Origin of the sequence: Salinarimonas ramus (genome assembly GCF_014645695.1) — a bacterium.
Classification (GTDB): Bacteria; Pseudomonadota; Alphaproteobacteria; order Rhizobiales; family Beijerinckiaceae; genus Salinarimonas; species Salinarimonas ramus.
Genome location: NZ_BMMF01000002.1, coordinates 167,147 through 187,054, shown reverse-complemented (window position 1 = coordinate 187,054; position 19,908 = coordinate 167,147). Strand labels below are relative to the sequence as shown.

Genomic DNA, 19,908 nt, shown 5'->3' with positions numbered 1-19,908 from the left:
CGCTCTCAGCGCGCGCGGCCGAAGAGGGCGGCGTCGAGGGTCACGAGGACGAGGCTCGCTACGAGAAGGCACCAGGCCAGCACGAAGCCGCCGGCGAGACCCACGGGAATCGACAGGAACAGCAGCATCGGCGCGAGCGCCAGGCCGAGCGCGCGCGTGAGCGCGCCGGCCCGACCCCGGCGCGGGGCCTCGGCGGCGACGGAGATCGTGGTCTGGGCGGTGGCCATGTACGGACCCTTCACAACGCGGAACAATGCCGGGACGCTCGCCCGCGGCGGCTGAACCGCGCTTGAACGGCGTGGCATTCGCGCCCGCTCCCTCGAAAAAGGGCCGGAGCGGTTAACGGGTCGTTACCGCGATCCGTCGGAGCGCCGCGACCCTTCGGCACGTGGGACGCGTCAGCCGCGCTCGGGCGGCTCGTACACGCCGAAGGCCGCGAGATGCGCGTCCGCGCGGCCGGCGGCCTCGGGGGCGGCGGCCCCCATCCGGCGCGCCACCAGCGCCGCGAGGCACTCCACCGCCGAGAAGGCGGGCGTCATCGCGTGGAAGAAGGAGGGCGTCTCGATTCGCACGCGCACGACGATGTCCGCGAGGCGCGCCACGGGCGAGACGGGATCGTCGGTCACGGCGATCGTCGTCGCGCCGCGCTCCCGCGCAAAGGCCAGCGCCTGGCGCACCGGGCGCGCGTAGGGGCGAACCGAGACGGCGAGGAGCGCGTCTTCCCGCGAGAGGTCGCGCAGCCGATCGAGCCCGGTGCCGCCGGGCGAATCGACGAGCTCGGTGCGCACGCCGACGATGCCCATCACGTAGGACGCGGCATAGGCGACGGCGAAGCTCGAGCGCAGGCCGTAGCAGCGCAGGCTGCGCGCCCGCACGATCGCGTCCGCCGCTTGCGCCAGCGCCTCCGCCGAGCCCGGCTCCGCGAGCGAGGCCAGGTCCTCGCCCATGGCCCCGACGAAGCCCGCGACGAAGCGCGCATCGTCCGCGCTCTCGCGATCCGCGACGAGCGCCTCCGCGCGGCCGGCGAAGCCGTCGGAGGTCGGCTCTCGCAGCGCCTCGGCATGAATGCGGCGCAGCGCGTCGTAGCCGTCGAGATCGAGCCGCTGCGCGAGCCGCGTCAGCGCCGCCGGCGACACGCCCGCGCGCGCCGCCTGCTCCCGCGTGGAGAGGAGCGCCACCTCCCGCGGGTTCTCCAGGACGAACCGTGCGGCCGCCTTCAGCTGCGGGGGCAGCGCGTCGTAGCGCGCGCGGATCAGGTCGGTGACGGGCGAGGTGCGCATGCTCCACGCCTAGCGCGTTGAAACACGCGGTTCAACGCCTGAAACAGCGCGCGGCCTTCGTGCTCTCCCGGATGGGAAGGTGGAGGACTCCGCTCCTAATTCTCCGCGAAACGGAGGATGCGGATCGACAGGGGCGGGAGGTGAGGCCATGCGAGTTCTCGTCGTCTACGGCACGACGGAGGGGCAGACGCGCAAGATCGCGGAGCGGATCGCGGCTCGCGTGGGCGATCTCGGGCACGAGGCGACGCTGCTCGACGCCAGTGCGGCCGGACCGGGAGACGACCCGGCGGCCTTCGACCTCGCGATCCTCGCCGGCTCGGTCCATGTCGGGCGCTACCAGGCGCCGCTCGTCGACTATGCGCGCCGGCACGCGGCGGCCTTGAACGCGAGCGCCAGCGCCTTCGTCTCGGTCTCGCTCTCGGCCGCGGGCGACGATCCGGAGGACTGGGCCGGGCTCGCGCGCTGCGTCGAGGGCTTCCGGCACGAGACCGGGTGGCGGGCGCCACGCCTGCACCACGCCGCCGGCGCTTTCCGCTTCACGCGCTACGATTTCCTGAAGAGCTGGGCCATGCGCTACGTCGCCTATCGCCGGGGCGAGCACGTGCAGGCGGGCGCCGACCGCGAATATACCGACTGGGACGCGTTGGACGCCTTCGTCGAGGAGACCCTCGCGGCGGCTGCGCCCGGCGCCTAAGCGTCGTCGGTCTCGTACCCGTCGTCGCCCTCCATGCGGGCCGCGATCGCCTCCAGGCGATCGAGGGCGCCCTGCAGGATGTAGGCTGCGGCGACCTTGTCGACGACCTCGCCGCGCCGGGCGCGCGAGGCGTCCGCCTCGATCAGCATGCGCGTGACGGCGACGGTGGAGAGCCGCTCGTCCCAGGGCACGATGGGGCAGGGGACGAGGGGGGCGAGGTTGCGCATGAAGGCGCGCGTCGCCTGCACGCGCGGGCCGGACGAGCCGTCCATGTTGAGCGGCAGGCCCATGACGATGGCCACGACCTCCTCGCGCCGGACGATCTCGACCATCCGCGCGGCGTCGGGCCCGAACTTGACGCGCCGGATGGTCTCGAGCGGGCTCGCGATGCGGCGGGCGGGGTCCGACAGCGCGAGGCCGATCGTCTTGGTGCCCAGATCGACGCCCATCAGGCGCCCGCGGGCGGGGAGCGTCGCGGACAGCGTCTCGAGCTCCGCGCTCATCGGCGGCCCCCGCATGGCGGCGGGCCGGGACGGGCGCTATCGTCGCGGTCGCGAATCATCCTGGTCGTCCGGGCTCGCGGGGCGGAGCATCCGCCGGGCCCGCGCGTTCTAGGACAAACGACGAGGGAGCGCGACTCATGAAGATCATCTGGTTCGGACATTCCGCCTTCCGGCTCGAGTTCGAGGACGCCGTCGTCCTCATCGACCCGTTCCTGACCGGCAATCCCGGCTTCGAGGGCGACGTCGCGCAGGCGTCCGCGGGCGTGACGCACGTGCTCGTCACCCATGCGCACGGCGATCATGTCGGCGACACCCTCGCCATCGCCGAGGAGAGCGGCGCGACGGTCGTCACCAACTACGATCTGTGCATGTATCTCGCCACGCAAGGGCTGGCGAATTTCAGCCCGATGAACATCGGCGGCACGGTGGACGTCGGCGGCTTCGAGGTCAGCATGGTGCGCGCCGACCATTCCGCCGGCCTGGTCGAGCAGGGCGTGACCTTCCCGCTCGGCAGCGCCGCCGGCTTGATCGTCAAGGCGCCGGGCGAGCCCGTCGTCTACCATATGGGCGACACCGACATCTTCTCCGACATGGCGCTCATCGCCGAGCTCCACGAGCCCGACGTCGTGATGGTGCCCGTGGGCGACCGCTTCACGATGGGCGCGAAGAGCGCGGCGCTCGCCATGAAGCGCTATTTCCCCAAGGCCAAGGCGGCGATCCCGTGCCATTACGGATCCTTCCCCATCATCGACCAGACCGCGGACGCCTTCGTCGCGCAGATGCAGGGCAGCGACATACAGGTGATCGTGCCCCACAAGGGCATGCCCGTCCGGATCGGAGAGTGAACGCCCGTTAACCATGTTCCCGGCCCGCGCTTCCGGGCCGCGAACGACTCTGGCAGGGTCGCGCGTTAAGAGATCCTTAACCACGCGACGAGGCACCCGTGCCGGACGATCCGATCGGCATCACCCGCGAGAACGAACCCGTCGAGCCGCGCCGCGCGGTGCCGGCGACGGACGTCGTGCGGCCGGTGCTCGATCTCTCACCGGACAGCCTCGTCGCGCGTCGGCGCGCCGGAGCCGCGGTGATCTCGGCGCGCGATCTCGTCGGCCCGCGTCCGCGCCCGCCGATTCGGCTCGCGCCCGTCGTTCCCGCCGTGACGGGCGGCTACGAATTCGCGCCCGACGACGAGCCGCCCGTCTGGGCGCAGCGCCTGCGCGAGGCGGCGGCGGACGAGCGCGTGCGCATCGTGATCCTCACCGCGATCCTCATCGTCCTCTCCGTGCACGTGCTGGGCGATCAGGTCCTGCCGCCGCCGGAGCGGGACGTGATCGAGGCGCCGGTCCCGCTCCCCGAGAAGGGCCACGCCATCGCCGCGCTCGATCGCTGAGCCGCCTGTCGCGATCCTTCAAGACGGCGGGCGCCCGGCGAGGCAGGGTCGGGCATCCGCAGCACAGGGAGCGACCCTCATGAAGCTCAAGTACACCATCCTCTACGTCGAGAACGTCGCCGAGACGCTCGCCTTCTACGAGCGCGCCTTCGGGCTTACCCGCGGCATGCTCCACCCGTCCGGCGATTACGGCGAGCTCGCCACCGGCGAGACGACGCTCTCCTTCTCCTCGCGCAGCCTCATGCGCTCGCTCGGCAAGGACCCGGCCGCGCCGGACCCGGCACGCCCCACCTTCGAGATCGCCTTCGAGACGACCGACGTCGACGCGGCCTACGCCCGCGCCGTCGAGGCCGGCGCCACAGCGAGCCAGCCGCCCCGCCGCGAGGAATGGGGGCAGGTGACCTCCTACGTGAAGGACCCGGACGGGTACCTGGTGGAGATCTGCTCGCCGGTGCCGGCTCAGCCCTGAGTGACCTGTGTGCGAGGCAGCGCAACGGGCTTTCGCGCGGACGACGCCGGAACTAGAGTCGCAACCCGAGATTCGTTCGTCTTACAAGTCTCGGCCACGTCGGCGCGATCATCGTCGGGGTGAAGGTCGTGATGCGAGCGTTCCACCGAATCGAAAGACCGCAGCGAGGAGCGAGGGCGATGCTGTTGAAGTGCGAGCAACTTATGAAAGGGCCTGGACCGTCCGAAGCCGTCGTTCGAATCGTCACGCGAGACGGCACCGAGGAGGTCATCGTCGACACGAGCCTCATCCACGGCGAGACGCTCGACGTCGGTCCGCTCGTCACCCGGCGCGAGGGCCTCGTTCTCATAGAGCTTCCGCGGGAATCAGTATCGGGGCGTATGCGCGTCTGGATTTCGGAAGAGCAGTTTGCTAACGCTCACGAGGTGGCTTGAGTCGACCACCTCACAGGAGCGCTCCGTGATCTTGGCCGGCCACCGCCCCACCGCTCACCCATAACCCGTCGCGCGCACCTGCTCGGCCAGCCGTTCGTCGCGGGCGAGGCGGGCGGGGGTGGTGCCGAAGAAGCGGACGAGCTCGCGCGTCAGGTGAGGCTGGTCGGCGAAGTCGTTGCCGTAGGCCGCGTTCGTCGGCGTCTGCCCTTCGGCGAGCGCGCGTCCGGCACGGCGGGCGCGGGCGAGACGGCGCCAGAAATCCGGCGTGCGGCCGGTCTCCGCGAGGACGAGGCGCTGCAGCGTCCGAAGGCGTACGCCGGCGCACGCGGCCGCGGCGGAGACGTCGCGCGCCTCGCGGAGGCAGGCGAGGGCGTCCTCGAGGCGTCCGGGCGCGATCGCCCAGTCCGGCAGCCGCGCGCGGATGGCGGCGGGATCGTCGTCGGCGCGGGCCAGGATCGCGGCGAGCGCGGCGGTGTCGATGCGCCAGCCGGGCGCGAGCCGCAGGCCGTGGAGGCGCTCGCCGGCCCGGATCGCGACCGGCGTCGGGCCCGCCATGAGGGCGGAGGCGTGGGCCGCGAGCGGCGCGCCCGGCCGCGCGACGAGGACGAGATCGATGCAGCCGTCGGGCAGGATCGTCGCGACGCCGTCCGCCTGCGGCGCCGCCTCCCATTCCCCGATGATCACGGGCTCGCCTGCGGCCATGGTTGCCCCTTTCGTCGCCGCGATGATATAGCCCGCTCGACCCGACCTCCAGCCGGCTTGGAACACACGACATGTCCGTCGACACCGACACCGTGAGGCGCATCGCGCGCCTGGCCCGCATCGCCGTGACCGAGGACGACGTTCCGCATCTCCAAGGCGAGCTGAACGCGATCCTCGCCTTCGTCGAGCAGCTCTCCGAGGTGAACGTGGAGGGCGTCGAGCCGATGACGTCGGTGACGCCCATGCGCATCAAGACCCGCGAGGACGGCGTCACCGACGGCGACAAGGCGGCGGACATCGTCGCCAACGCGCCCGCGACCGAGGACGATTTCTTCATGGTTCCCAAGGTCGTCGAGTAAACCGTTCAGCCGCCGCCTCCGTCGTCGCCGCCGCATCCGAGAGCACGCCCGTGACCGATCTCACCGACCTCACCCTCGCCGAGGCCCGCGCCGGGCTGGAGACGAAGTCGTTTACCGCCCGCGAGCTGACGCAGGCCCATCTCGACGCCATGGGCGAGGCGCGCGCGCTCAATGCCTACGTGCTCGAGACGCCCGAGAAGGCGCTCGCCATGGCGGACGCCTCCGACGCGCGCCTCGCAAAGGGCGAGGGCGGGCCGCTCGAGGGCCTGCCCATCGGCGTGAAGGACCTGTTCTGCACCGAGGGCGTGCGCTCCACCGCCTGCTCGAAGATCCTCGGCGAGTTCGCGCCGCGCTACGAATCGACCGTCACCGCCAATCTCTGGCGGGCGGGCGCCGTGATGCTCGGCAAGATCAATTGCGACGAGTTCGCCATGGGCTCCTCCAACGAGACGAGCGCCTTCGGGCCGGTGGTCTCGCCCTGGCGCCGCGACGGCTCGGACGCGAAGCTCGTCCCCGGCGGCTCGTCCGGCGGCTCGGCGGCGGCGGTCTCCGCGCGCATCGCGCTCGCCGCGACGGCGACGGATACCGGCGGCTCGATCCGCCAGCCCGCGGCCTTCACCGGCACGGTGGGCATCAAGCCGACCTATGGGCGCTGCTCGCGCTGGGGCATCGTCGCCTTCGCCTCCTCGCTCGATCAGGCCGGCCCCATCGCCAAGACCGTCGAGGACGCGGCGATGATGCTCCAGGCCATGTCGGGCCCCGACGCCAAGGACACGACCTGCGCCGACATCCCCGTGCCGGACTACCGCGCCGCGGTCTCGCGCGGGGTGAAGGGGCTCAAGATCGGCATCCCCAAGGAATACCGCGTCGACGGCATGCCGGCCGAGATCGAGAGCCTCTGGCAGCAGGGCCAGGACTGGCTGAAGGCCGCCGGCGCCGAGATGGTCGAGATCTCGCTCCCGCACACGAAATATGCGCTGCCGGCCTACTACATCGTCGCGCCGGCCGAGGCCTCCTCCAACCTCGCGCGCTACGACGGCGTGCGCTACGGCCTGCGCGTGCCCGGCCGGGACATCGTCGACATGTACGAGAAGACCCGCGCCGAGGGCTTCGGCCGCGAGGTCAAGCGCCGCGTGATGATCGGCACCTACGTGCTCTCGGCGGGCTATTACGACGCCTATTACCTGCGCGCCCAGAAGATCCGCACGCTCATCAAGCGCGACTTCGAGGAGGCCTATTCCGCCGGCGTCGACGCGATCCTCACCCCCGCGACGCCGTCCGCCGCCTTCGGCATCGGCGAGAAGGGCTCGGGCGACCCCGTGGAGATGTACCTCAACGATATCTTCACAGTGACGGTGAACATGGCCGGCCTGCCGGGCATCTCGGTGCCCGCCGGCTTCGACGCGCAGGGCTTGCCCCTCGGCCTGCAGCTCATCGGCCGCGCCTTCGACGAGGAGACGCTGTTCGCCACCGGGCGCGTCATCGAGGAGGCCGCCGGGCGCGTCACCTATCCGCAGCCCTGGTGGAGCTGAGGCCCTGGGCGGAACGCTCCAGGCGACGATCGCCGAGGCGATCGCCACCGTGCTGTGGCTCGGCCATGCCGGCACGGCGCGCGTGGCGCTCGCCGTCGGCATGACGGCGCCCTTCCTCTGGTGGGCGCAGCGCCTCGCGCCGTGGACGCGCGCCGCGATCGGCGCGGCGCTCTTCGCGATGGGCCTGTGGGCCAGCGCCGCCTGGAGCGCCGCGACCGGTCTCGTCGACGACGGCCGCATCGTGGTCGACGAGGTCGCGGGCGCCGCCCTCGTCCTGTTCGTGCTGCGCCCGAAGCGCCCCTCGATCGCGGCGGCGGTGCTCGTCGCCTACGTGGCGATCGACCGCCTCAAGCCCTGGCCGGTGAGCCTCGCCGAGAGCATCCCCGGCGCGTTCGGGGTGATGCTGGACGACATCGCCGCGGCGGGGCTCGCCGTCGTCCTCGCGCTGCTCGGCCGTCTCGTCCTGCGACGGCTGGGATGATGGCCACGGCCGGCGTGGGCTGCTAGGACCGCGTCACGTCCGAACTCAGCCCGCCCGGAGCCGCACCCGTGGAAACCCCGTCCGTCGCCACCGCAATCTGGCTCATGGCCGCCTTCGATCCGATCCTGATCGCCGTCGCCGGCTATCTCGGCTGGAAGGCGGACCAGGCGGGCAAGCTCGTCGTCGCCGTCATCGCCGCGCTCATGGCGGCGGTGCTGGCGGCGTGGGCGATCACGGCCGTGGGCCTGCCCTGGATCGCGCCGGTGGGCGGCGAGCATCCCTCGCTCCTGCCGGTACGCACCATCGCCGCGCTCGTCTGGTCGAGCGCGGCCTTCGGCATCCGGCGCATGACGCAGCGGGCGTGAGGCGCGCCTCAACGCCTCCTTAACCAGGCGCGTTCATACTCCGGAAACCATGAGCCGCGGGCCCGCTGCCCGCTTCCGGAGCCTCGCCATCCCGTGTCTCGCGTCGCCGCCCGTCTCCGCGCCTCCACGCTCGCCGCGACATGCGCTGCGGCCGCGCTGACGTGGTGGACGCCCGACGTGCGTGCGCAGGAGGTGCTCTTCGTCGAGGACGAGCCCCCCGTCCTGCGCCCGGCACGGGACGAAGCCGTGTTCGCGCCCGTGCGCGCCGAGGTGCAGGTGCCGGTGACGCGCCTCGCCCCGCCGCCGCCCGCCCCGGCGGCGACGCCGACCGCGGCGATCGATGCGAGCGACCCCTACGCGCCGCTCGGCATCCGCGTCGGCGCCTTCACACTTCGCCCCTCGCTGACGCAGTCGCTCGGCTGGGACAGCAACCCGAACCGCGTGGAGACCGGCGCCGAGGCGCGCGCGCTCTCGCGCACGGAGGGCGCGCTGAGCCTCGAGAGCGGCTGGTCGCGCCACGCGCTCACCGGCGCGGCGCGGGGCCAGATCGACGCCTATCGTGGCGGCGATCCCGAGCCGCGGGTTTCGGGAGACGCGAGCCTCGCTCTGCGCATCGACATCGGCCGCGAGAGCGCGCTGACGCTGACGGGCACCGCGGCGACGGCGACGGAGCGCGTCGGCTCGCCCGAGCTGCCCGGAGACCTGCGCGACGGCCCGCAGACCTCGACACTCGCCGCGAACGCCGCCTTCGACACGCGTCTCGGCCTGCTCGCGGTGGGGCTGCGCGGCGGCATCGCGCGCACGATCAACGCCGACGCGACGCGCGTGGACGGCACCACGATCGACCGCTCGGGCGACGATCTCACGCAGACCGCCGCCGCCCTGCGGCTCGGCTACGAGCTTTCGCCGCGCCTCGTGCCCTTCGTGGAGGCCGAGATCGACGAGCGGCGCTACGACGAGTTGGGCACCGCGCGCGATTCTGTTGGCCTCACCGGGCGCGTGGGGACGCAGATCGGCCTCACGCGCCTCGTCGTCGGCGAGGTCTCCGCCGGCTGGCAGACGCGCGACTACGACGACGACGCCCGCGGCACCGTCGACGGCGCGGTGGCGCAGGCGCGCCTCGTCTGGACGCCGACGCCGCTCACCACCGTCACGCTCGCCGGCGAGAGCGCGCTCGCCGACACCAACGTCGCCGACGCCCGCACGGCGCGCACGCAGCGCGCGAGCCTCGCCATCGCGCATGCCGCCCGCCGCAACCTGATCCTCGACGCGGCGCTGACCTTCGCCCAGACGGATTACGACGGCGCGGGGCTCACCGAGGAGCTGATCACGGCGAGCGCGGGCCTGGAATGGCGGCTCAACCGCAGCCTCGCCGTCACCGGGCGCTACACGCACGAGCGCCTCGACTCGACGAGTGCGGGTGCGGACTACGTCGCCGACGTGGCGCTGGTGGGCCTGCGTATCGCCCGCTGAGCGTGTTCGCGGGTGCGACCGTCCGATATCGACGGGCACGTTGTTCCAGGCGGCCCGCCGGCCGCCTGGCGGCCGCGGCGGAAGGAGACCCGCCGATGAAGGGCACCTTCGCCACCGTCGATGCCGGGCTCGCCTTCCACGCCCGTATCCTGCGGCGTCCGATTGCCCGCGCGCGCCGGATCGACGAGAAGGGGGCATGCGCCTCGTCCTCTACCAACCCGACATCCCGCAGAACACCGGCACCATGGTGCGCCTCGCCGCCTGCCTCGGCGTCGCGGTGGACATCGTCGAGCCGGCGGGCTTCGACGTGTCCGACCGCAACTTCCGCCGCGCGGGCATGGACTACCTCGACCGCGTCGAGATCGTCCGCCACCGCTCCTGGAGCACCTTCGAGGAATGGCGGCGCGCCCGTTCCATCCGCCTCGTCCTGGCGACGACGGCCGGCGAGACCCGCTACACGGACTTCGCCTTCACGGGGGAGGACGCGATCCTCGTCGGGCGCGAATCGGCCGGCGTGCCGGAGAGTGTGCACGCGGCGGCGGACGCGCGGGTCGTCATTCCCATGCGCCCTGGCTTCCGCTCGCTCAACGTCGCGGTCTCCGCGGCGATACTGCTCGGCGAAGCCTGCCGCCAGGCGGGCTGGCCCACGCCGGAGACGTGAGCGCGCCCGTCTCCCTCAGCCCTCGGCGAGCTCGGCCAGGATCCGCGCCCAGGAGCGGATGCCCTTGTGGAAGCTCGTGAGGTCGTACTTCTCGTTGGGCGAATGCACCCGGTCGTCGTCCAGCCCGAAGCCGACGAGCAGCGAATCGAGGCCGAGCGTGCGCTTGAAGTCGCCGACGACGGGGATCGAGCCGCCGGAGCCGATGACGACCGGCGCGCTCGGCCATTCCGCCGCGAGCGCCGCCTCGGCCTTGGCCAGCGCGGGCATGTCGTAGGGCAGGGCGATGGCGCGCGAGCCCTTGTGGCGCACGATCTCGAAGGTGCAGTCCCCCGGCACCCGCGCCGCCACGTGCTTCTCCATCGCGGCGCAGACCGCATCCGGGTCCTGGTCGCCGACGAGGCGGAACGAGACCTTGGCGGACGCCTCGGCCGGGATCACGGTCTTCGTGCCCTGGCCGATATAGCCGCCGACGATGCCGTTGACGTCGCAGGTGGGGCGCGACTGGACCATCTCGATGATCATCCGGTCGCGCTCGCCCACGGGCTCCTTCAGGCCGATGGGCCCGAGCAGCTGCTCGCTCGTGAGCCCGAGCGCCTCCCAGCGGGCGCGCACCTCCGGCGGCGGCTCGGAGACGCCGTCGTAGAAGCCCTCCAGCGTGATGCGGCCGGTCTCGTCGTGGAGATCGGCGACGATGCGCGAGAGGATGTGGATCGGGTTCGCCGCCGCCCCGCCGAAGAGGCCCGAATGCAGGTCGCGATCGGCGGCGCGCACGAACACCTCGACATAGGCGAGCCCGCGCAGCGTCGCGGTGACGGCCGGGGTGCGCGGGTCCCATTGCGTCGTGTCGCACACGAGCGCGAGGTCGGCGGCGAGCTCGTCGCGAATGGAGGCGACGAACGCGGGCAGGCCCTTCGAGCCGTTCTCCTCTTCGCCCTCGACCAGGAACGTGAGGCCGATGGGCAGCGAGCCGGTGACGGCCTTCCAGGCGCGGCAGGCCTCGACGAAGGTCATCACCTGGCCCTTGTCGTCGCAGGCGCCGCGCGCGACGATCGCCTCGCGACCGTCGGGCAGCGTCTTGCGCACGGGCTCGAAGGGCGGGCTCTCCCACAGGTCGAGCGGGTCGACGGGCTGGACGTCGTAATGCCCGTAGAACAGCGCGTGCGGCGTCCCGGCCGGCCCGTCGACGCGGCCGACGACCGCCGGATGCGCGCCCGGGACGTCGCGCACCTGCGCCGACACGCCGAGCGAGGCGAGATCCTCCGCGATGAACCGCGCCGCCGCCGCGCAATGCTCGGCATAGGCCGGGTCGGTCGAGATCGAGGGAATGCGCAGCCACGAAAAGAGCCGATCGAGCGAGGCGTCGAGATCGGCGTCGATGCGGGCGAGGACGGCGTCGAGATGGGGAGAGGGCATGGGCGTTTCGTCTTCTCGGTCGAGGATCCATGGAATGCGTGAGAAGAGATGTCGCGCGTTCGGGGAGCGTGAGCAAGAGCCCGCCCCGCGCTCGTGCCCCCGACGGGATCGGGTGTTTTCGCGCTCGGCGCGCCAAAAAAAGAGCCCGGCGCGAGGCCGGGCTGGAAGAGCTCTTCCTTGGAGGTCACCCTGAAGAGAGTCTACTCGGGACTGCGCAACAAACGTCCCGCGCGGCGCCGGGTTCCCGGTCCTCGACCGCTTACTTGCCCGACCCGTCAGGCGCCTCGCCCTGCCGAGAGGTCGAGCGGCAGCGAGCGCAGGCGCTCGCCGGTCGCGGCGAAGACGGCGTTGGCGATGGCCGGCGCGAGCGTCGGCACCGCCGGCTCGCCGATGCCGGAAGGCGGGTTCTCGGAGGGCAGGATGTGCACCTCGACCCGCGGCATCTCGGAGAAGCGCGTGGGACGGTAGGTGTCGAGATTGGTCTCGACCACGGCGCCGTCGGCGAGCGTCACCTGCTCGCGCAGCACGGTCGCCAGCGCGAAGCCGACCGAGCCCTCGACCTGGGCGCGGATCACGTCCGGGTTGACCGGCACGCCGCATTCCACTGCGCAGACGATGCGCGGCACGCGGATCTCCTCGCCCTCGACGACGACGTCCGCCACCATGGCGACCGCCGTCCCGAAGGACGTGTGAACCGAGACGCCGCGACCGCGGCCGTTCCCCTCGCCGGGGCCGGACCAGCCGGCTTCCTCGGCCGCCCGGCGCAGCACCGCCGCCTCGCGCGAGCCCTCCTCGAGCAGCGAGAGGCGGTAGTCGACGGGGTCCCGCCCGGCGGCGTGGGCGAGCTCGTCGATCAGCGTCTCGATGGCGTGGGCGGTGTGGGTATGACCCACGGAGCGCCACCAGAGCACGGGGACGAGCTCGCGGGTGTCGTGCACGGTCAGCCGCCGCGCGCCGATCGCATACGGCATGGCGCGCGCGCCCTCGACGCTCGTCGCGTCGACGCCGTCGGCCATTATGAGCGCCTCGAAGGGCGTGCCCTTCATGATGGACTTGCCGGCGATGCGATGCTCCCAGCCGACGATGCGGCCCGCATCGTCGAGGCCGGCGCGGACGCGATGCACGACGAGCGGGCGGTAATGCCCCGCGCGCATGTCGTCCTCGCGCGTCCAGACGAGGTGGATCGGCGCGCGCTCGCCCGTCGCCTTCAGGATGTGGGCGGCCTCCGAGATCCAGTCCGCGCCCGGCACGGCGCGGCGGCCGAAGGAGCCGCCGGCGAAGAGCGTGTTCAGCCGCACCCGATCGGGCGTCGTGCCCATGATGGCGGCGACGCTCGCCTGGTCGATGGTCTGGATCTGGAACGCGCCCCAGGCCTCGTAGCCGCCGTCCTCGCGCCGGGCGATGGTGCCGTTCATCGGCTCCATCGTCGCGTGCGCCAGATAGGGGAAGACGTGCTCCACCTCGATCGTGCGCGCCGCGCCGGCGAGGGCGCCGGCTGCGTCTCCGCTCGCGAAGGCGGTGGTGCCCGGCCGCTCGAAGACGGCGCGGGCGTCCGCGACGAGCGCCTGGGTCGAGCGCGTCTCGGCGCGGGCGTCGTCCCACTCGACGACGAGGGCGTCGCGCCCCTTCATGGCCGACCAGGTGTCGCGCGCGACGACGGCGACGCCGGTGGGGATCTCCACCACGTCCTCCACGCCGGGAACCGCGCGCGCGGCCTCGGCATCGACGCGCGCGACCCGGGCGCCGAAGAGCGGCGGATGCGCGACGACCGCGGTGAGCATGCCGGGCACGCGCACGTCGAGGGAATAGGTGGCGCTACCGTCCGTCTTGCTCGGCGTGTCGAGGCGCGGCACGCCCTCCTTGCCGATGTAGATCCACTGCGCGGGCGCCTTCAGCCGCGGCTCGGCGGGCACCGGGAGGGCCGCGGCGGCCTGCGCGAAGGCGCCGAAGCCGGCCTCTCGGCCGGACGCCTCGTGACGGATGCGCCCGCGCGCGACGGTGATCTCGCTCTCCGGCACGCCCCATTCGGCCGCTGCCGCGGAGACGAGCATGGCCCGCATGGCGGCGCCGGCCTTGCGCAGCTGCATCCAGGAATTCGCGGTCGCCGTCGAGCCGCCGGTGCCCTGCACCGGGCCCCAGGCGAGGTTGGCGTAGGTCGCGGCGTCCGCGGGCGCGAAGGCGAAGCGCATCTGCGACCAATCGGCGTCGAGCTCGTCGGCGACGAAGGTGGGAAGGCCCGTGGAGACGCCCTGGCCCATGTCGAGGTGCTTCACGGTGACCGTGACGCTGTCGTCGGGCGCGATCGTCACGAAGGCGTTGGGCGTGGCCGGCGGATCGAACGTGCCGACGGGGCCGGCGGCGCGGGCGCGCTTACCGCCGAGGGCGAGGGCGAGGCCGAGCGTCAGGCCGCCGGCGAGGACGCCCCGGCGCGTGAGCGCCGGTGAAGCGGGAAGGGGGGAGGCGGGGGAAAACAGCATGGTCGCGCCTTCCTCAGCCGAGCCGCGTCGACGCGTCGGCGATCGCCGCGCGGATACGCTGATACGTGCCGCAGCGGCAGAGATTGCCGTCCATGGCAGCGACGACGTCCGCGTCGGTGGGGGCGGACGTCTGCGTCAGGAGGCCGATGGCCGACATGATCTGGCCGGACTGGCAATAGCCGCACTGAACGACGTCGAGATCGCGCCAGGCCGCCTTCACCGCCTCGGCGACCGGCCCCTCGACACCCTCGATCGTGGTGATCGAGGCACCGTCCACGGCCGAGAGCGGGGTGACGCACGAGCGGATCGGCGCGCCGTCGAGATGGACCGTGCAGGCGCCGCACTGGGCGATGCCGCAGCCGAACTTCGTGCCGGTGAGCCCGGCATGGTCGCGCAGCGCCCACAGCAGCGGCATGTCGGGATCGACGTCGAGCGCGGCCTCGCGCCCGTTGAGCTGAAAGCGGATCATCGGGTCCTCTGTCGGCTGCATGCCGTGCCCTAGAGGTATGGCGCGTATGTCGCCATGGCCAGGGGGGCGATCGAGTTCCCGAGGGCAGACCGGTCGAAGCTTGACAAAGAAGCGGGTTTGTCGCTCGCATCCGTCGACTGGCTCACGCGCCTTCGCGAGTGGAGGCACCTCCCGCATGGACCACGACCTCCATCTGCGCCGGCAGAAGCGCCGCCGGGCGCTCGCGCACGGCGCGCTCGCCGAATGGCGCGCGCTCTTCGCGCTCATGCTGAAGGGCTGGCGACCGGTGGCGCGGCGCTGGCGGGTGCGCGGCGGCGAGATCGACCTCGTCGTACGGCGCGGCCGCGTCGTCCTCTTCGTGGAGGTGAAGGCGCGCGCCGCAATCGACGACGCCCGCGTCGCCGTCACTCCCGAGAAGCGCCGCCGCCTCGGGCGCGCGATCCGCGCCTGGCGCGCCCGCAACCGCTGGGCGGACGAGGGCTGGTCGTTCCGGGTGGACGCGGTCTATATCGGGCGCGGCGCTTGGCCGGAGCATGTGGAAGGGGTGATGGAGGTGTGAGCGTGGCCGGTGGTGCAGCCGTCCTCAGAACGCCAGCCGCGTCCCGTCGTAGTTCCAAAACCCGCCGGCTTTGGCGGCGTCCAGGCCATCGACGAGAGCCATGAGCCCCGCGACGCTCTCGTCCACGTCGATGTCGGCGCCGGTGCCGCCCATGTCGGTGCGCACCCAGCCGGGATGACAGCTGGCGAGATGGATGCGCTGCGGCGCGAGGTCGGTGGCGAGGCCGCGCGCGAGCGTGTTCACGGCCGCCTTGGAGACGCGGTAGGGCATCGCATTCGACTTCGGGTTCGTCCCCGCGCCCATCTGGCTCGAGATCACGAGCACCTTCGCCTCGCCGCGGGCGGCGACTGCGCGGGTCAGCGCGGGTTGGAAGGCCTGCACCGTCCGCAGGACGCCCATGACGTTGACGTCGAAGACTTCCCAGTATGCGGACGGCGCGGAGCCGAGCGTGTCGGCCGTGCGCTCGCCCATGATGCCGGCGCAGGCGATGAGGACGTCCACCGCCCGCGTGCGGATCGTCTCCGCGGCGGCGGCGAGGCTGTCTGCGTCGCGCGCGTCGGCCTCGACGAGGAGGAGCCGGCCGGAGCCCAGCGCGTCGGCGAACGTTGCGGGCGCCCGCGTCGCGTCCCGCATCGTGCCGACGACTGTCGCGCCGGCTCGCAGATACGCTTCCGCGAGCCCGCGCCCGATGCCGCGGCCCACGCCGGTGATGAGGATGGTCCGGTCCATCGCCTGCTCCCCGATTCGATCGGGCGGGAGCATAGCGCCGGATCGGCGGCGGTCACCTGCTTTCGGAAGTGCAGACGAATCATTCTTTGCTATTTCGAATTATGCGTTGTATGTTGGTAATTAGTTCATACAGTCCGAGGTCATGAGCCGCCATCCAGGGTGACGCCCTCTCGACGTTGCGGCATCGCGATCGATCCCATGAGCGGGAGCACGCACGATGAGCTTCGCAGATTTCGGGAAGCGCCCCGGCTGGGCTGCCGAGCAGCGCCGGAAGTCCGCCGAGGAGCGCCAACGCATCCTCCAGGAGACCAATGCGACGATCGCTCGGATGCGCGGAGCCGGCACGGCGCCCTCCCGCCCCGAGGAGGACCCCGCGGCCGCGATGCTGCGCATCCGACGCGAGACCAACGCGGCCATCCGCGCGATCAACGAACGCACGCTGGAGGTCCAGCGAGGCAGCCGCGAGAAGCAATTCCGCCTCTGGCGGCAATCGGTGCTCGGCTACTGGGACTGAGCCGACCCGCTCGAACGGGAGGTCATCATGAGCTGCAACGATCTGAAGTGGAGCTATCGGGACGCGGAGAGCAAGCTGAACGAGCGCAGTCGGGAGCTGGAGAGTGCGGAGTCGCGGCGCAGCCAGCTGACGTCGCGGCATAGCGAGCTCACGAACCAGCTGAATGCGCACGAGACGCGTATTTCGCAGCTCGAAAGCCAGCTGTGGAACGCCGACGGTCAGCGGCGTGCGACACTCTTGATGGAGCTCGAGGCTGAAAAGCGTGATCGCGACGGCGTGAGCAGCGAGCGTGCGTCCGTCGACGGCTCGCTCCGCTCCGTTCGGTCGCGTATCAGCGAGCTGCAGCAGGGAATCGCCAGCGCGCGGCAGGCGACGGAGCGGCTGCGCTCGCAATGGCAGAGCGAGGGGTGCGAGGGACGGATCGACTGGTGAGGCATTCGCCTCGCTCCGATCCGCCCCTTCGCCGCCTCAGCGCGAGAACTTCTTGTACTTGATCCGGTGCGGGATCGTGCTGTCGATCCCGAGCCGGCGCTTCTTGTCTTCCTCGTAGTCCTGGAAGTTGCCCTCGAACCACTCGACGTGGCTCTCGCCCTCGAAGGAGAGGATGTGGGTGGCGATGCGGTCGAGGAACCAGCGATCGTGGCTGATGATGACGGCGCAGCCGGCATAATCCTCGAGCGCGTCTTCCAGCGCGCGCAGCGTGTCGACGTCGAGGTCGTTCGTCGGCTCGTCGAGCAGCAGCACGTTGGCGCCCGACTTCAGGATCTTGGCGAGGTGCACGCGGTTGCGCTCGCCGCCGGAGAGGACGCCGACCTTCTTCTGCTGGTCGCCGCCCTTGAAGTTGAAGGCGGCGCAATAGGCGCGGGAATTCATCTCGCGCTTGCCGAGATAGATGATGTCGTTGCCGCCCGAGATCTCCTCCCAGACGGTCTTGTTGGCGTCGAGCGTGTCACGCGACTGGTCGACATAGCCGAGCTTCACCGTCTCGCCGACCGCGATGGTGCCGCCGTCGGGCGTCTCCTGGCCGGTGATCATGCGAAACAGCGTGGTCTTGCCCGCGCCGTTGGGCCCGATCACGCCGACGATGCCGCCGGGAGGCAGCTTGAAGGAGAGGTCGTCGATCAGCAGGCGATCGCCGTAGCCCTTGGTGAGGCCCTCGGCGTCGATGACGTTCTGGCCCAGGCGCTCGGCGATCGGGATGATGATCTGCGCGCTCGCGGGACCCTTCTCCTGAGACTTCGCGACGAGCTCCTCGTAGCGGGCGATACGGGCCTTGGACTTGGTCTGGCGGGCCTTCTGCGAGGCGGAGACCCACTCGCGCTCGCGCTCGATCGTGCGCTGGCGCGCCTCGTCCTCGCGCGATTCCTGCATGAGCCGCTTCTGCTTCTGCTCGAGCCAGGAGGTGTAGTTGCCCTCGTAGGGGATGCCGCGGCCGCGGTCGAGCTCGAGGATCCAGCCCGTGACGTTGTCGAGGAAGTAGCGATCGTGGGTGACGATGAGGATCGCGCCCGGATAGGTGCGCAGATGCCCTTCGAGCCACGAGACGGTCTCGGCGTCGAGATGGTTCGTCGGCTCGTCGAGGAGGAGCAGGTCGGGCTGGTCCAGCAGCAGCTTGCACAGAGCCACGCGGCGGCGCTCGCCGCCCGACAGCGCGCCGACGTCGGCATCGTCGGGCGGGCAGCGCAGGGCGTCCATCGCCTGGTCGACCTTGCTGTCGAGATCCCACAGGCCCTTCGCCTCGATCTCGTCCTGGAGCGCCGTCATCTCGTCGGCGGTCTCCTCGGAATAATTCATGGCGAGCTCGTTGTAGCGCTCGAGGATCGCCTTCTGGGCGGCGACGCCTTCCTCGACGTTCTGGCGCACGGTCTTGGCCGGGTCGAGCTGCGGCTCCTGGGGCAGGTAGCCGACCTTGGCGCCGTCGGCGACCCACGCCTCGCCGTTCCACTCCTTGTCGAAGCCGGCCATGATCTTGAGGAGCGTCGACTTGCCGGCGCCGTTGGGGCCGAGGACGCCGATCTTCGCGTCCGGGTAGAAGGACAGGTGGACATTGTCCAGAACCTTCTTGCCGCCGGAATAGGTCTTCGAGAGACCGCGCATGTGATAGATGAACTGTCGAGCCACGGCCGGGAAATCCTGTCGCGTGTGATGTCGGGGACGTGGGCGAGAGGCTTACCAGGGCAGGGTGGCGGCGGCAAGGCGGGCGGGGACGCCTGCGCGGTTCCTGGTGCGGGGCGAAGGACCTTTGCCGCGAGCCCCGCTTCGCGCGCCGCGCCGCATCGCGTATGACGGCGCCGAACCAGACGACCGATCCGAGAGGAGGGACACGAGATGGCCGACATGACCCGCACCCAGGCCCGCACCATCGTCGAGGCAGCGCTCGCGAGCGCACGCGAGCACGGCTTCAAGCCGCTCGCGGTGGCGGTCTACGACGCGCGCGGCGCGCTCAAGGCGTTCGAGGCGGAGGACGGCACCTCGCTCAAGCGCGGCGAGATCGCCATGGGCAAGGCCAACGCGGCGCTGGCGCTCGGCGTGCCCTCGCGCACCATCAACGGCATGGCGCTCGAGCGCCCGCACTTCATCGGCGCCCTCGGCGGCGTCGTCGGCGGGCCCTTCGTGCCGGTGCCCGGCGGGGTGCTGGTGAAGGGTGCGGACGGCGCGCTCGTGGGCGCCGTCGGCATCTCGGGAGACACGTCCGACAACGACGAGGTCGCCGCCGTGGCGGGCATCGGCGCCGCCGGGCTCGAGGCGGTCACGGGCGCCTGAGCGCCCGGCGCGTCACTCTTCCACCACGAGGATGCCCTGCGCGCTCGCCGCCTCGCCCGCGGGCGCGCAGGCGAAGGCGTACTCGCCCGGGTCGGAGGGCGAGGTGAGGACGATCTGTCCCGTCACCCCGGCGGGCACGGCGAAGGCGCCGGCGTCGCGGTCCTCCTCGACGTCGACGAGGCTCGCCACCGTGCTCGCGGCGACGAAGTCGGGCGCGGCGAAGACGCCGACCGCATCCGTGCCGTTGACGAGTTGCAGCGTCAGCTCCTCGTTCGCCGGCAGGCGAGCGAGATCGGGATTGCAGACGAGGGAGCCGCCCTCGACGCGCATGGCGATCTCCACCGCCACCGCCTGGGCGGGATCGGCGAGAGGGCCCTGCGCCGTCGGCTCGCCGGGCTGCGGCTGCGCCTTCGCGCCAGGCGCGGCGGCGAAGCAAGCGAGCGTGAAGGCGGCCAGCACCGCATGGCGGATGCGCAGGCGCGGGGCGAGGGGGAGGGCGGTCGCGCGGGTCGCGTCGTCGGTGTTCGACATGAAATGGCTCCTGCAAATCGAGCGGTGATCACGCGGGGCGAACGCCCGGCGCGGACGGGCCGTTCCGGAACGTCGCCGCGCGGCCCGCGTTCGCATCCCATGAGACGCTC

General features: G+C 71.7%; 25 protein-coding genes. 15 read left to right on the top strand and 10 right to left on the bottom strand.

The genetic code is table 11. The annotated features are described in order from the left end of the window. Positions 1–5: 5 nt before the first annotated feature. Complete coding sequence (locus IEX89_RS03235; protein WP_188909533.1) at positions 6–227, bottom strand: hypothetical protein; 222 nt, start codon at positions 225–227, stop codon at positions 6–8. A 171-nt stretch (positions 228–398) separates the two neighbouring features. After that, on the bottom strand, positions 399–1,280 hold the full coding sequence (locus IEX89_RS03230; RefSeq protein ID WP_188909531.1) for a MurR/RpiR family transcriptional regulator: 882 nt from the start codon (positions 1,278–1,280) through the stop codon (positions 399–401). A 148-nt stretch (positions 1,281–1,428) separates the two neighbouring features. Here IEX89_RS03230 and IEX89_RS03225 point away from each other — a divergent pair, with 148 nt between their 5' ends. Further along, complete coding sequence (locus tag IEX89_RS03225; protein ID WP_188909529.1) at positions 1,429–1,974, top strand: flavodoxin domain-containing protein; 546 nt, start codon at positions 1,429–1,431, stop codon at positions 1,972–1,974. Here IEX89_RS03225 and ruvX read toward each other — a convergent pair. Continuing rightward, a complete protein-coding gene (ruvX, locus tag IEX89_RS03220) occupies positions 1,971–2,477 on the bottom strand; it encodes a Holliday junction resolvase RuvX (protein WP_188909527.1) in 507 nt (168 codons plus the stop codon). The genes IEX89_RS03225 and ruvX overlap by 4 nt on opposite strands. Before the next feature lie 137 nt (positions 2,478–2,614). On the opposite strand from ruvX, the gene IEX89_RS03215 reads away from it, so the two are divergent. From IEX89_RS03215 to IEX89_RS03200, 4 genes are all read left to right on the top strand, one after another. After that, positions 2,615–3,322: a metal-dependent hydrolase gene (locus tag IEX89_RS03215; protein WP_188909525.1), complete on the top strand. Its 708-nt coding sequence runs from the start codon at positions 2,615–2,617 to the stop codon at positions 3,320–3,322. A gap of 98 nt (positions 3,323–3,420) precedes the next feature. After that, positions 3,421–3,867, top strand: a complete 447-nt coding sequence (locus tag IEX89_RS03210; RefSeq protein ID WP_188909523.1) for a hypothetical protein — start codon at positions 3,421–3,423, stop codon at positions 3,865–3,867. Between the two features lie 79 nt (positions 3,868–3,946). Further along, complete coding sequence (locus IEX89_RS03205) at positions 3,947–4,336, top strand: VOC family protein (protein WP_188909521.1); 390 nt, start codon at positions 3,947–3,949, stop codon at positions 4,334–4,336. Between the two features lie 179 nt (positions 4,337–4,515). After that, positions 4,516–4,770, top strand: coding sequence for a hypothetical protein (locus IEX89_RS03200; protein ID WP_188909519.1), 255 nt, complete (start codon positions 4,516–4,518; stop codon positions 4,768–4,770). Positions 4,771–4,824: 54 nt separating this feature from the next. Here IEX89_RS03200 and IEX89_RS03195 read toward each other — a convergent pair whose 3' ends face one another. After that, the gene (locus IEX89_RS03195) at positions 4,825–5,472 is read right to left on the bottom strand and encodes a helix-turn-helix domain-containing protein (RefSeq protein WP_188909516.1); all 648 of its coding nucleotides are present in this window, start codon (positions 5,470–5,472) and stop codon (positions 4,825–4,827) included. Between the two features lie 71 nt (positions 5,473–5,543). Between IEX89_RS03195 and gatC the strand changes: the two genes are divergently transcribed. From gatC to IEX89_RS03165, 6 genes are all read left to right on the top strand, one after another. Then, entirely contained in the window at positions 5,544–5,831 is a 288-nt protein-coding gene (gatC, locus tag IEX89_RS03190) for an Asp-tRNA(Asn)/Glu-tRNA(Gln) amidotransferase subunit GatC (protein ID WP_188909514.1), read from the top strand. Positions 5,832–5,881: 50 nt separating this feature from the next. Further along, positions 5,882–7,363 (top strand): Asp-tRNA(Asn)/Glu-tRNA(Gln) amidotransferase subunit GatA, encoded by a 1,482-nt coding sequence (gatA, locus tag IEX89_RS03185; RefSeq protein WP_188909512.1) that lies wholly within the window; start codon positions 5,882–5,884, stop codon positions 7,361–7,363. Positions 7,364–7,412: 49 nt separating this feature from the next. Continuing rightward, complete coding sequence (locus IEX89_RS03180) at positions 7,413–7,844, top strand: phosphatidylglycerophosphatase A family protein (protein ID WP_188909510.1); 432 nt, start codon at positions 7,413–7,415, stop codon at positions 7,842–7,844. Between the two features lie 68 nt (positions 7,845–7,912). Continuing rightward, positions 7,913–8,209: a hypothetical protein gene (locus tag IEX89_RS03175; protein WP_244645074.1), complete on the top strand. Its 297-nt coding sequence runs from the start codon at positions 7,913–7,915 to the stop codon at positions 8,207–8,209. A gap of 93 nt (positions 8,210–8,302) precedes the next feature. Continuing rightward, entirely contained in the window at positions 8,303–9,682 is a 1,380-nt protein-coding gene (locus IEX89_RS03170; protein ID WP_188909508.1) for an outer membrane beta-barrel protein, read from the top strand. Between the two features lie 196 nt (positions 9,683–9,878). Beyond that, the gene (locus IEX89_RS03165; RefSeq protein WP_188909506.1) at positions 9,879–10,343 is read left to right on the top strand and encodes a tRNA (cytidine(34)-2'-O)-methyltransferase; all 465 of its coding nucleotides are present in this window, start codon (positions 9,879–9,881) and stop codon (positions 10,341–10,343) included. A 15-nt stretch (positions 10,344–10,358) separates the two neighbouring features. Here the strand turns inward: IEX89_RS03165 and IEX89_RS03160 are convergent, their stop codons facing one another. From IEX89_RS03160 to IEX89_RS03150, 3 genes are all read right to left on the bottom strand, one after another. Further along, positions 10,359–11,756: a M20/M25/M40 family metallo-hydrolase gene (locus IEX89_RS03160; protein ID WP_188909504.1), complete on the bottom strand. Its 1,398-nt coding sequence runs from the start codon at positions 11,754–11,756 to the stop codon at positions 10,359–10,361. A 275-nt stretch (positions 11,757–12,031) separates the two neighbouring features. Beyond that, complete coding sequence (locus IEX89_RS03155; RefSeq protein WP_188909502.1) at positions 12,032–14,233, bottom strand: xanthine dehydrogenase family protein molybdopterin-binding subunit; 2,202 nt, start codon at positions 14,231–14,233, stop codon at positions 12,032–12,034. Between the two features lie 13 nt (positions 14,234–14,246). Beyond that, positions 14,247–14,702 (bottom strand): (2Fe-2S)-binding protein, encoded by a 456-nt coding sequence (locus tag IEX89_RS03150; RefSeq protein WP_188909500.1) that lies wholly within the window; start codon positions 14,700–14,702, stop codon positions 14,247–14,249. 175 nt (positions 14,703–14,877) lie between these two features. Here IEX89_RS03150 and IEX89_RS03145 point away from each other — a divergent pair, with 175 nt between their 5' ends. Then, the gene (locus IEX89_RS03145) at positions 14,878–15,261 is read left to right on the top strand and encodes a YraN family protein (RefSeq protein ID WP_188909498.1); all 384 of its coding nucleotides are present in this window, start codon (positions 14,878–14,880) and stop codon (positions 15,259–15,261) included. A gap of 24 nt (positions 15,262–15,285) precedes the next feature. Here the strand turns inward: IEX89_RS03145 and IEX89_RS03140 are convergent, their stop codons facing one another. Then, positions 15,286–15,990, bottom strand: coding sequence for an SDR family oxidoreductase (locus IEX89_RS03140; RefSeq protein WP_188909496.1), 705 nt, complete (start codon positions 15,988–15,990; stop codon positions 15,286–15,288). A gap of 217 nt (positions 15,991–16,207) precedes the next feature. Between IEX89_RS03140 and IEX89_RS03135 the strand changes: the two genes are divergently transcribed. Further along, entirely contained in the window at positions 16,208–16,504 is a 297-nt protein-coding gene (locus tag IEX89_RS03135; RefSeq protein WP_188909494.1) for a hypothetical protein, read from the top strand. 27 nt (positions 16,505–16,531) lie between these two features. Continuing rightward, positions 16,532–16,936, top strand: coding sequence for a hypothetical protein (locus tag IEX89_RS03130; protein ID WP_188909492.1), 405 nt, complete (start codon positions 16,532–16,534; stop codon positions 16,934–16,936). A 36-nt stretch (positions 16,937–16,972) separates the two neighbouring features. On the opposite strand, the gene ettA is transcribed toward IEX89_RS03130, so the two are convergent. Beyond that, entirely contained in the window at positions 16,973–18,625 is a 1,653-nt protein-coding gene (ettA, locus tag IEX89_RS03125; protein ID WP_188909490.1) for an energy-dependent translational throttle protein EttA, read from the bottom strand. A 207-nt stretch (positions 18,626–18,832) separates the two neighbouring features. Between ettA and IEX89_RS03120 the strand changes: the two genes are divergently transcribed. Beyond that, positions 18,833–19,267: a GlcG/HbpS family heme-binding protein gene (locus tag IEX89_RS03120; RefSeq protein WP_188909488.1), complete on the top strand. Its 435-nt coding sequence runs from the start codon at positions 18,833–18,835 to the stop codon at positions 19,265–19,267. Positions 19,268–19,279: 12 nt separating this feature from the next. Here IEX89_RS03120 and IEX89_RS03115 read toward each other — a convergent pair whose 3' ends face one another. Next, positions 19,280–19,798: a cupredoxin domain-containing protein gene (locus IEX89_RS03115; RefSeq protein WP_188909486.1), complete on the bottom strand. Its 519-nt coding sequence runs from the start codon at positions 19,796–19,798 to the stop codon at positions 19,280–19,282. Positions 19,799–19,908 lie beyond the last annotated feature (110 nt).

Excerpts from the sequence above, each read along its gene's own strand:
- IEX89_RS03150 (WP_188909500.1), bottom strand. The coding sequence starts at position 14,702 with ATGATCCGCTTTCAGCTCAACGGGCGCGAGGCCGCGCTCGACGTCGAT.
- IEX89_RS03130 (WP_188909492.1), top strand. The coding sequence starts at position 16,532 with ATGAGCTGCAACGATCTGAAGTGGAGCTATCGGGACGCGGAGAGCAAG.
- IEX89_RS03225 (WP_188909529.1), top strand. The coding sequence starts at position 1,429 with ATGCGAGTTCTCGTCGTCTACGGCACGACGGAGGGGCAGACGCGCAAG.
- IEX89_RS03115 (WP_188909486.1), bottom strand. The coding sequence starts at position 19,798 with ATGTCGAACACCGACGACGCGACCCGCGCGACCGCCCTCCCCCTCGCC.
- IEX89_RS03230 (WP_188909531.1), bottom strand. The coding sequence starts at position 1,280 with ATGCGCACCTCGCCCGTCACCGACCTGATCCGCGCGCGCTACGACGCG.
- IEX89_RS03140 (WP_188909496.1), bottom strand. The coding sequence starts at position 15,990 with ATGGACCGGACCATCCTCATCACCGGCGTGGGCCGCGGCATCGGGCGC.
- gatC (WP_188909514.1), top strand. The coding sequence starts at position 5,544 with ATGTCCGTCGACACCGACACCGTGAGGCGCATCGCGCGCCTGGCCCGC.
- ruvX (WP_188909527.1), bottom strand. The coding sequence starts at position 2,477 with ATGAGCGCGGAGCTCGAGACGCTGTCCGCGACGCTCCCCGCCCGCGGG.
- IEX89_RS03195 (WP_188909516.1), bottom strand. The coding sequence starts at position 5,472 with ATGGCCGCAGGCGAGCCCGTGATCATCGGGGAATGGGAGGCGGCGCCG.
- IEX89_RS03145 (WP_188909498.1), top strand. The coding sequence starts at position 14,878 with ATGGACCACGACCTCCATCTGCGCCGGCAGAAGCGCCGCCGGGCGCTC.
- IEX89_RS03165 (WP_188909506.1), top strand. The coding sequence starts at position 9,879 with ATGCGCCTCGTCCTCTACCAACCCGACATCCCGCAGAACACCGGCACC.
- IEX89_RS03215 (WP_188909525.1), top strand. The coding sequence starts at position 2,615 with ATGAAGATCATCTGGTTCGGACATTCCGCCTTCCGGCTCGAGTTCGAG.
- IEX89_RS03205 (WP_188909521.1), top strand. The coding sequence starts at position 3,947 with ATGAAGCTCAAGTACACCATCCTCTACGTCGAGAACGTCGCCGAGACG.
- IEX89_RS03160 (WP_188909504.1), bottom strand. The coding sequence starts at position 11,756 with ATGCCCTCTCCCCATCTCGACGCCGTCCTCGCCCGCATCGACGCCGAT.
- IEX89_RS03120 (WP_188909488.1), top strand. The coding sequence starts at position 18,833 with ATGGCCGACATGACCCGCACCCAGGCCCGCACCATCGTCGAGGCAGCG.
- IEX89_RS03155 (WP_188909502.1), bottom strand. The coding sequence starts at position 14,233 with ATGCTGTTTTCCCCCGCCTCCCCCCTTCCCGCTTCACCGGCGCTCACG.
- IEX89_RS03200 (WP_188909519.1), top strand. The coding sequence starts at position 4,516 with ATGCTGTTGAAGTGCGAGCAACTTATGAAAGGGCCTGGACCGTCCGAA.
- IEX89_RS03135 (WP_188909494.1), top strand. The coding sequence starts at position 16,208 with ATGAGCTTCGCAGATTTCGGGAAGCGCCCCGGCTGGGCTGCCGAGCAG.
- IEX89_RS03235 (WP_188909533.1), bottom strand. The coding sequence starts at position 227 with ATGGCCACCGCCCAGACCACGATCTCCGTCGCCGCCGAGGCCCCGCGC.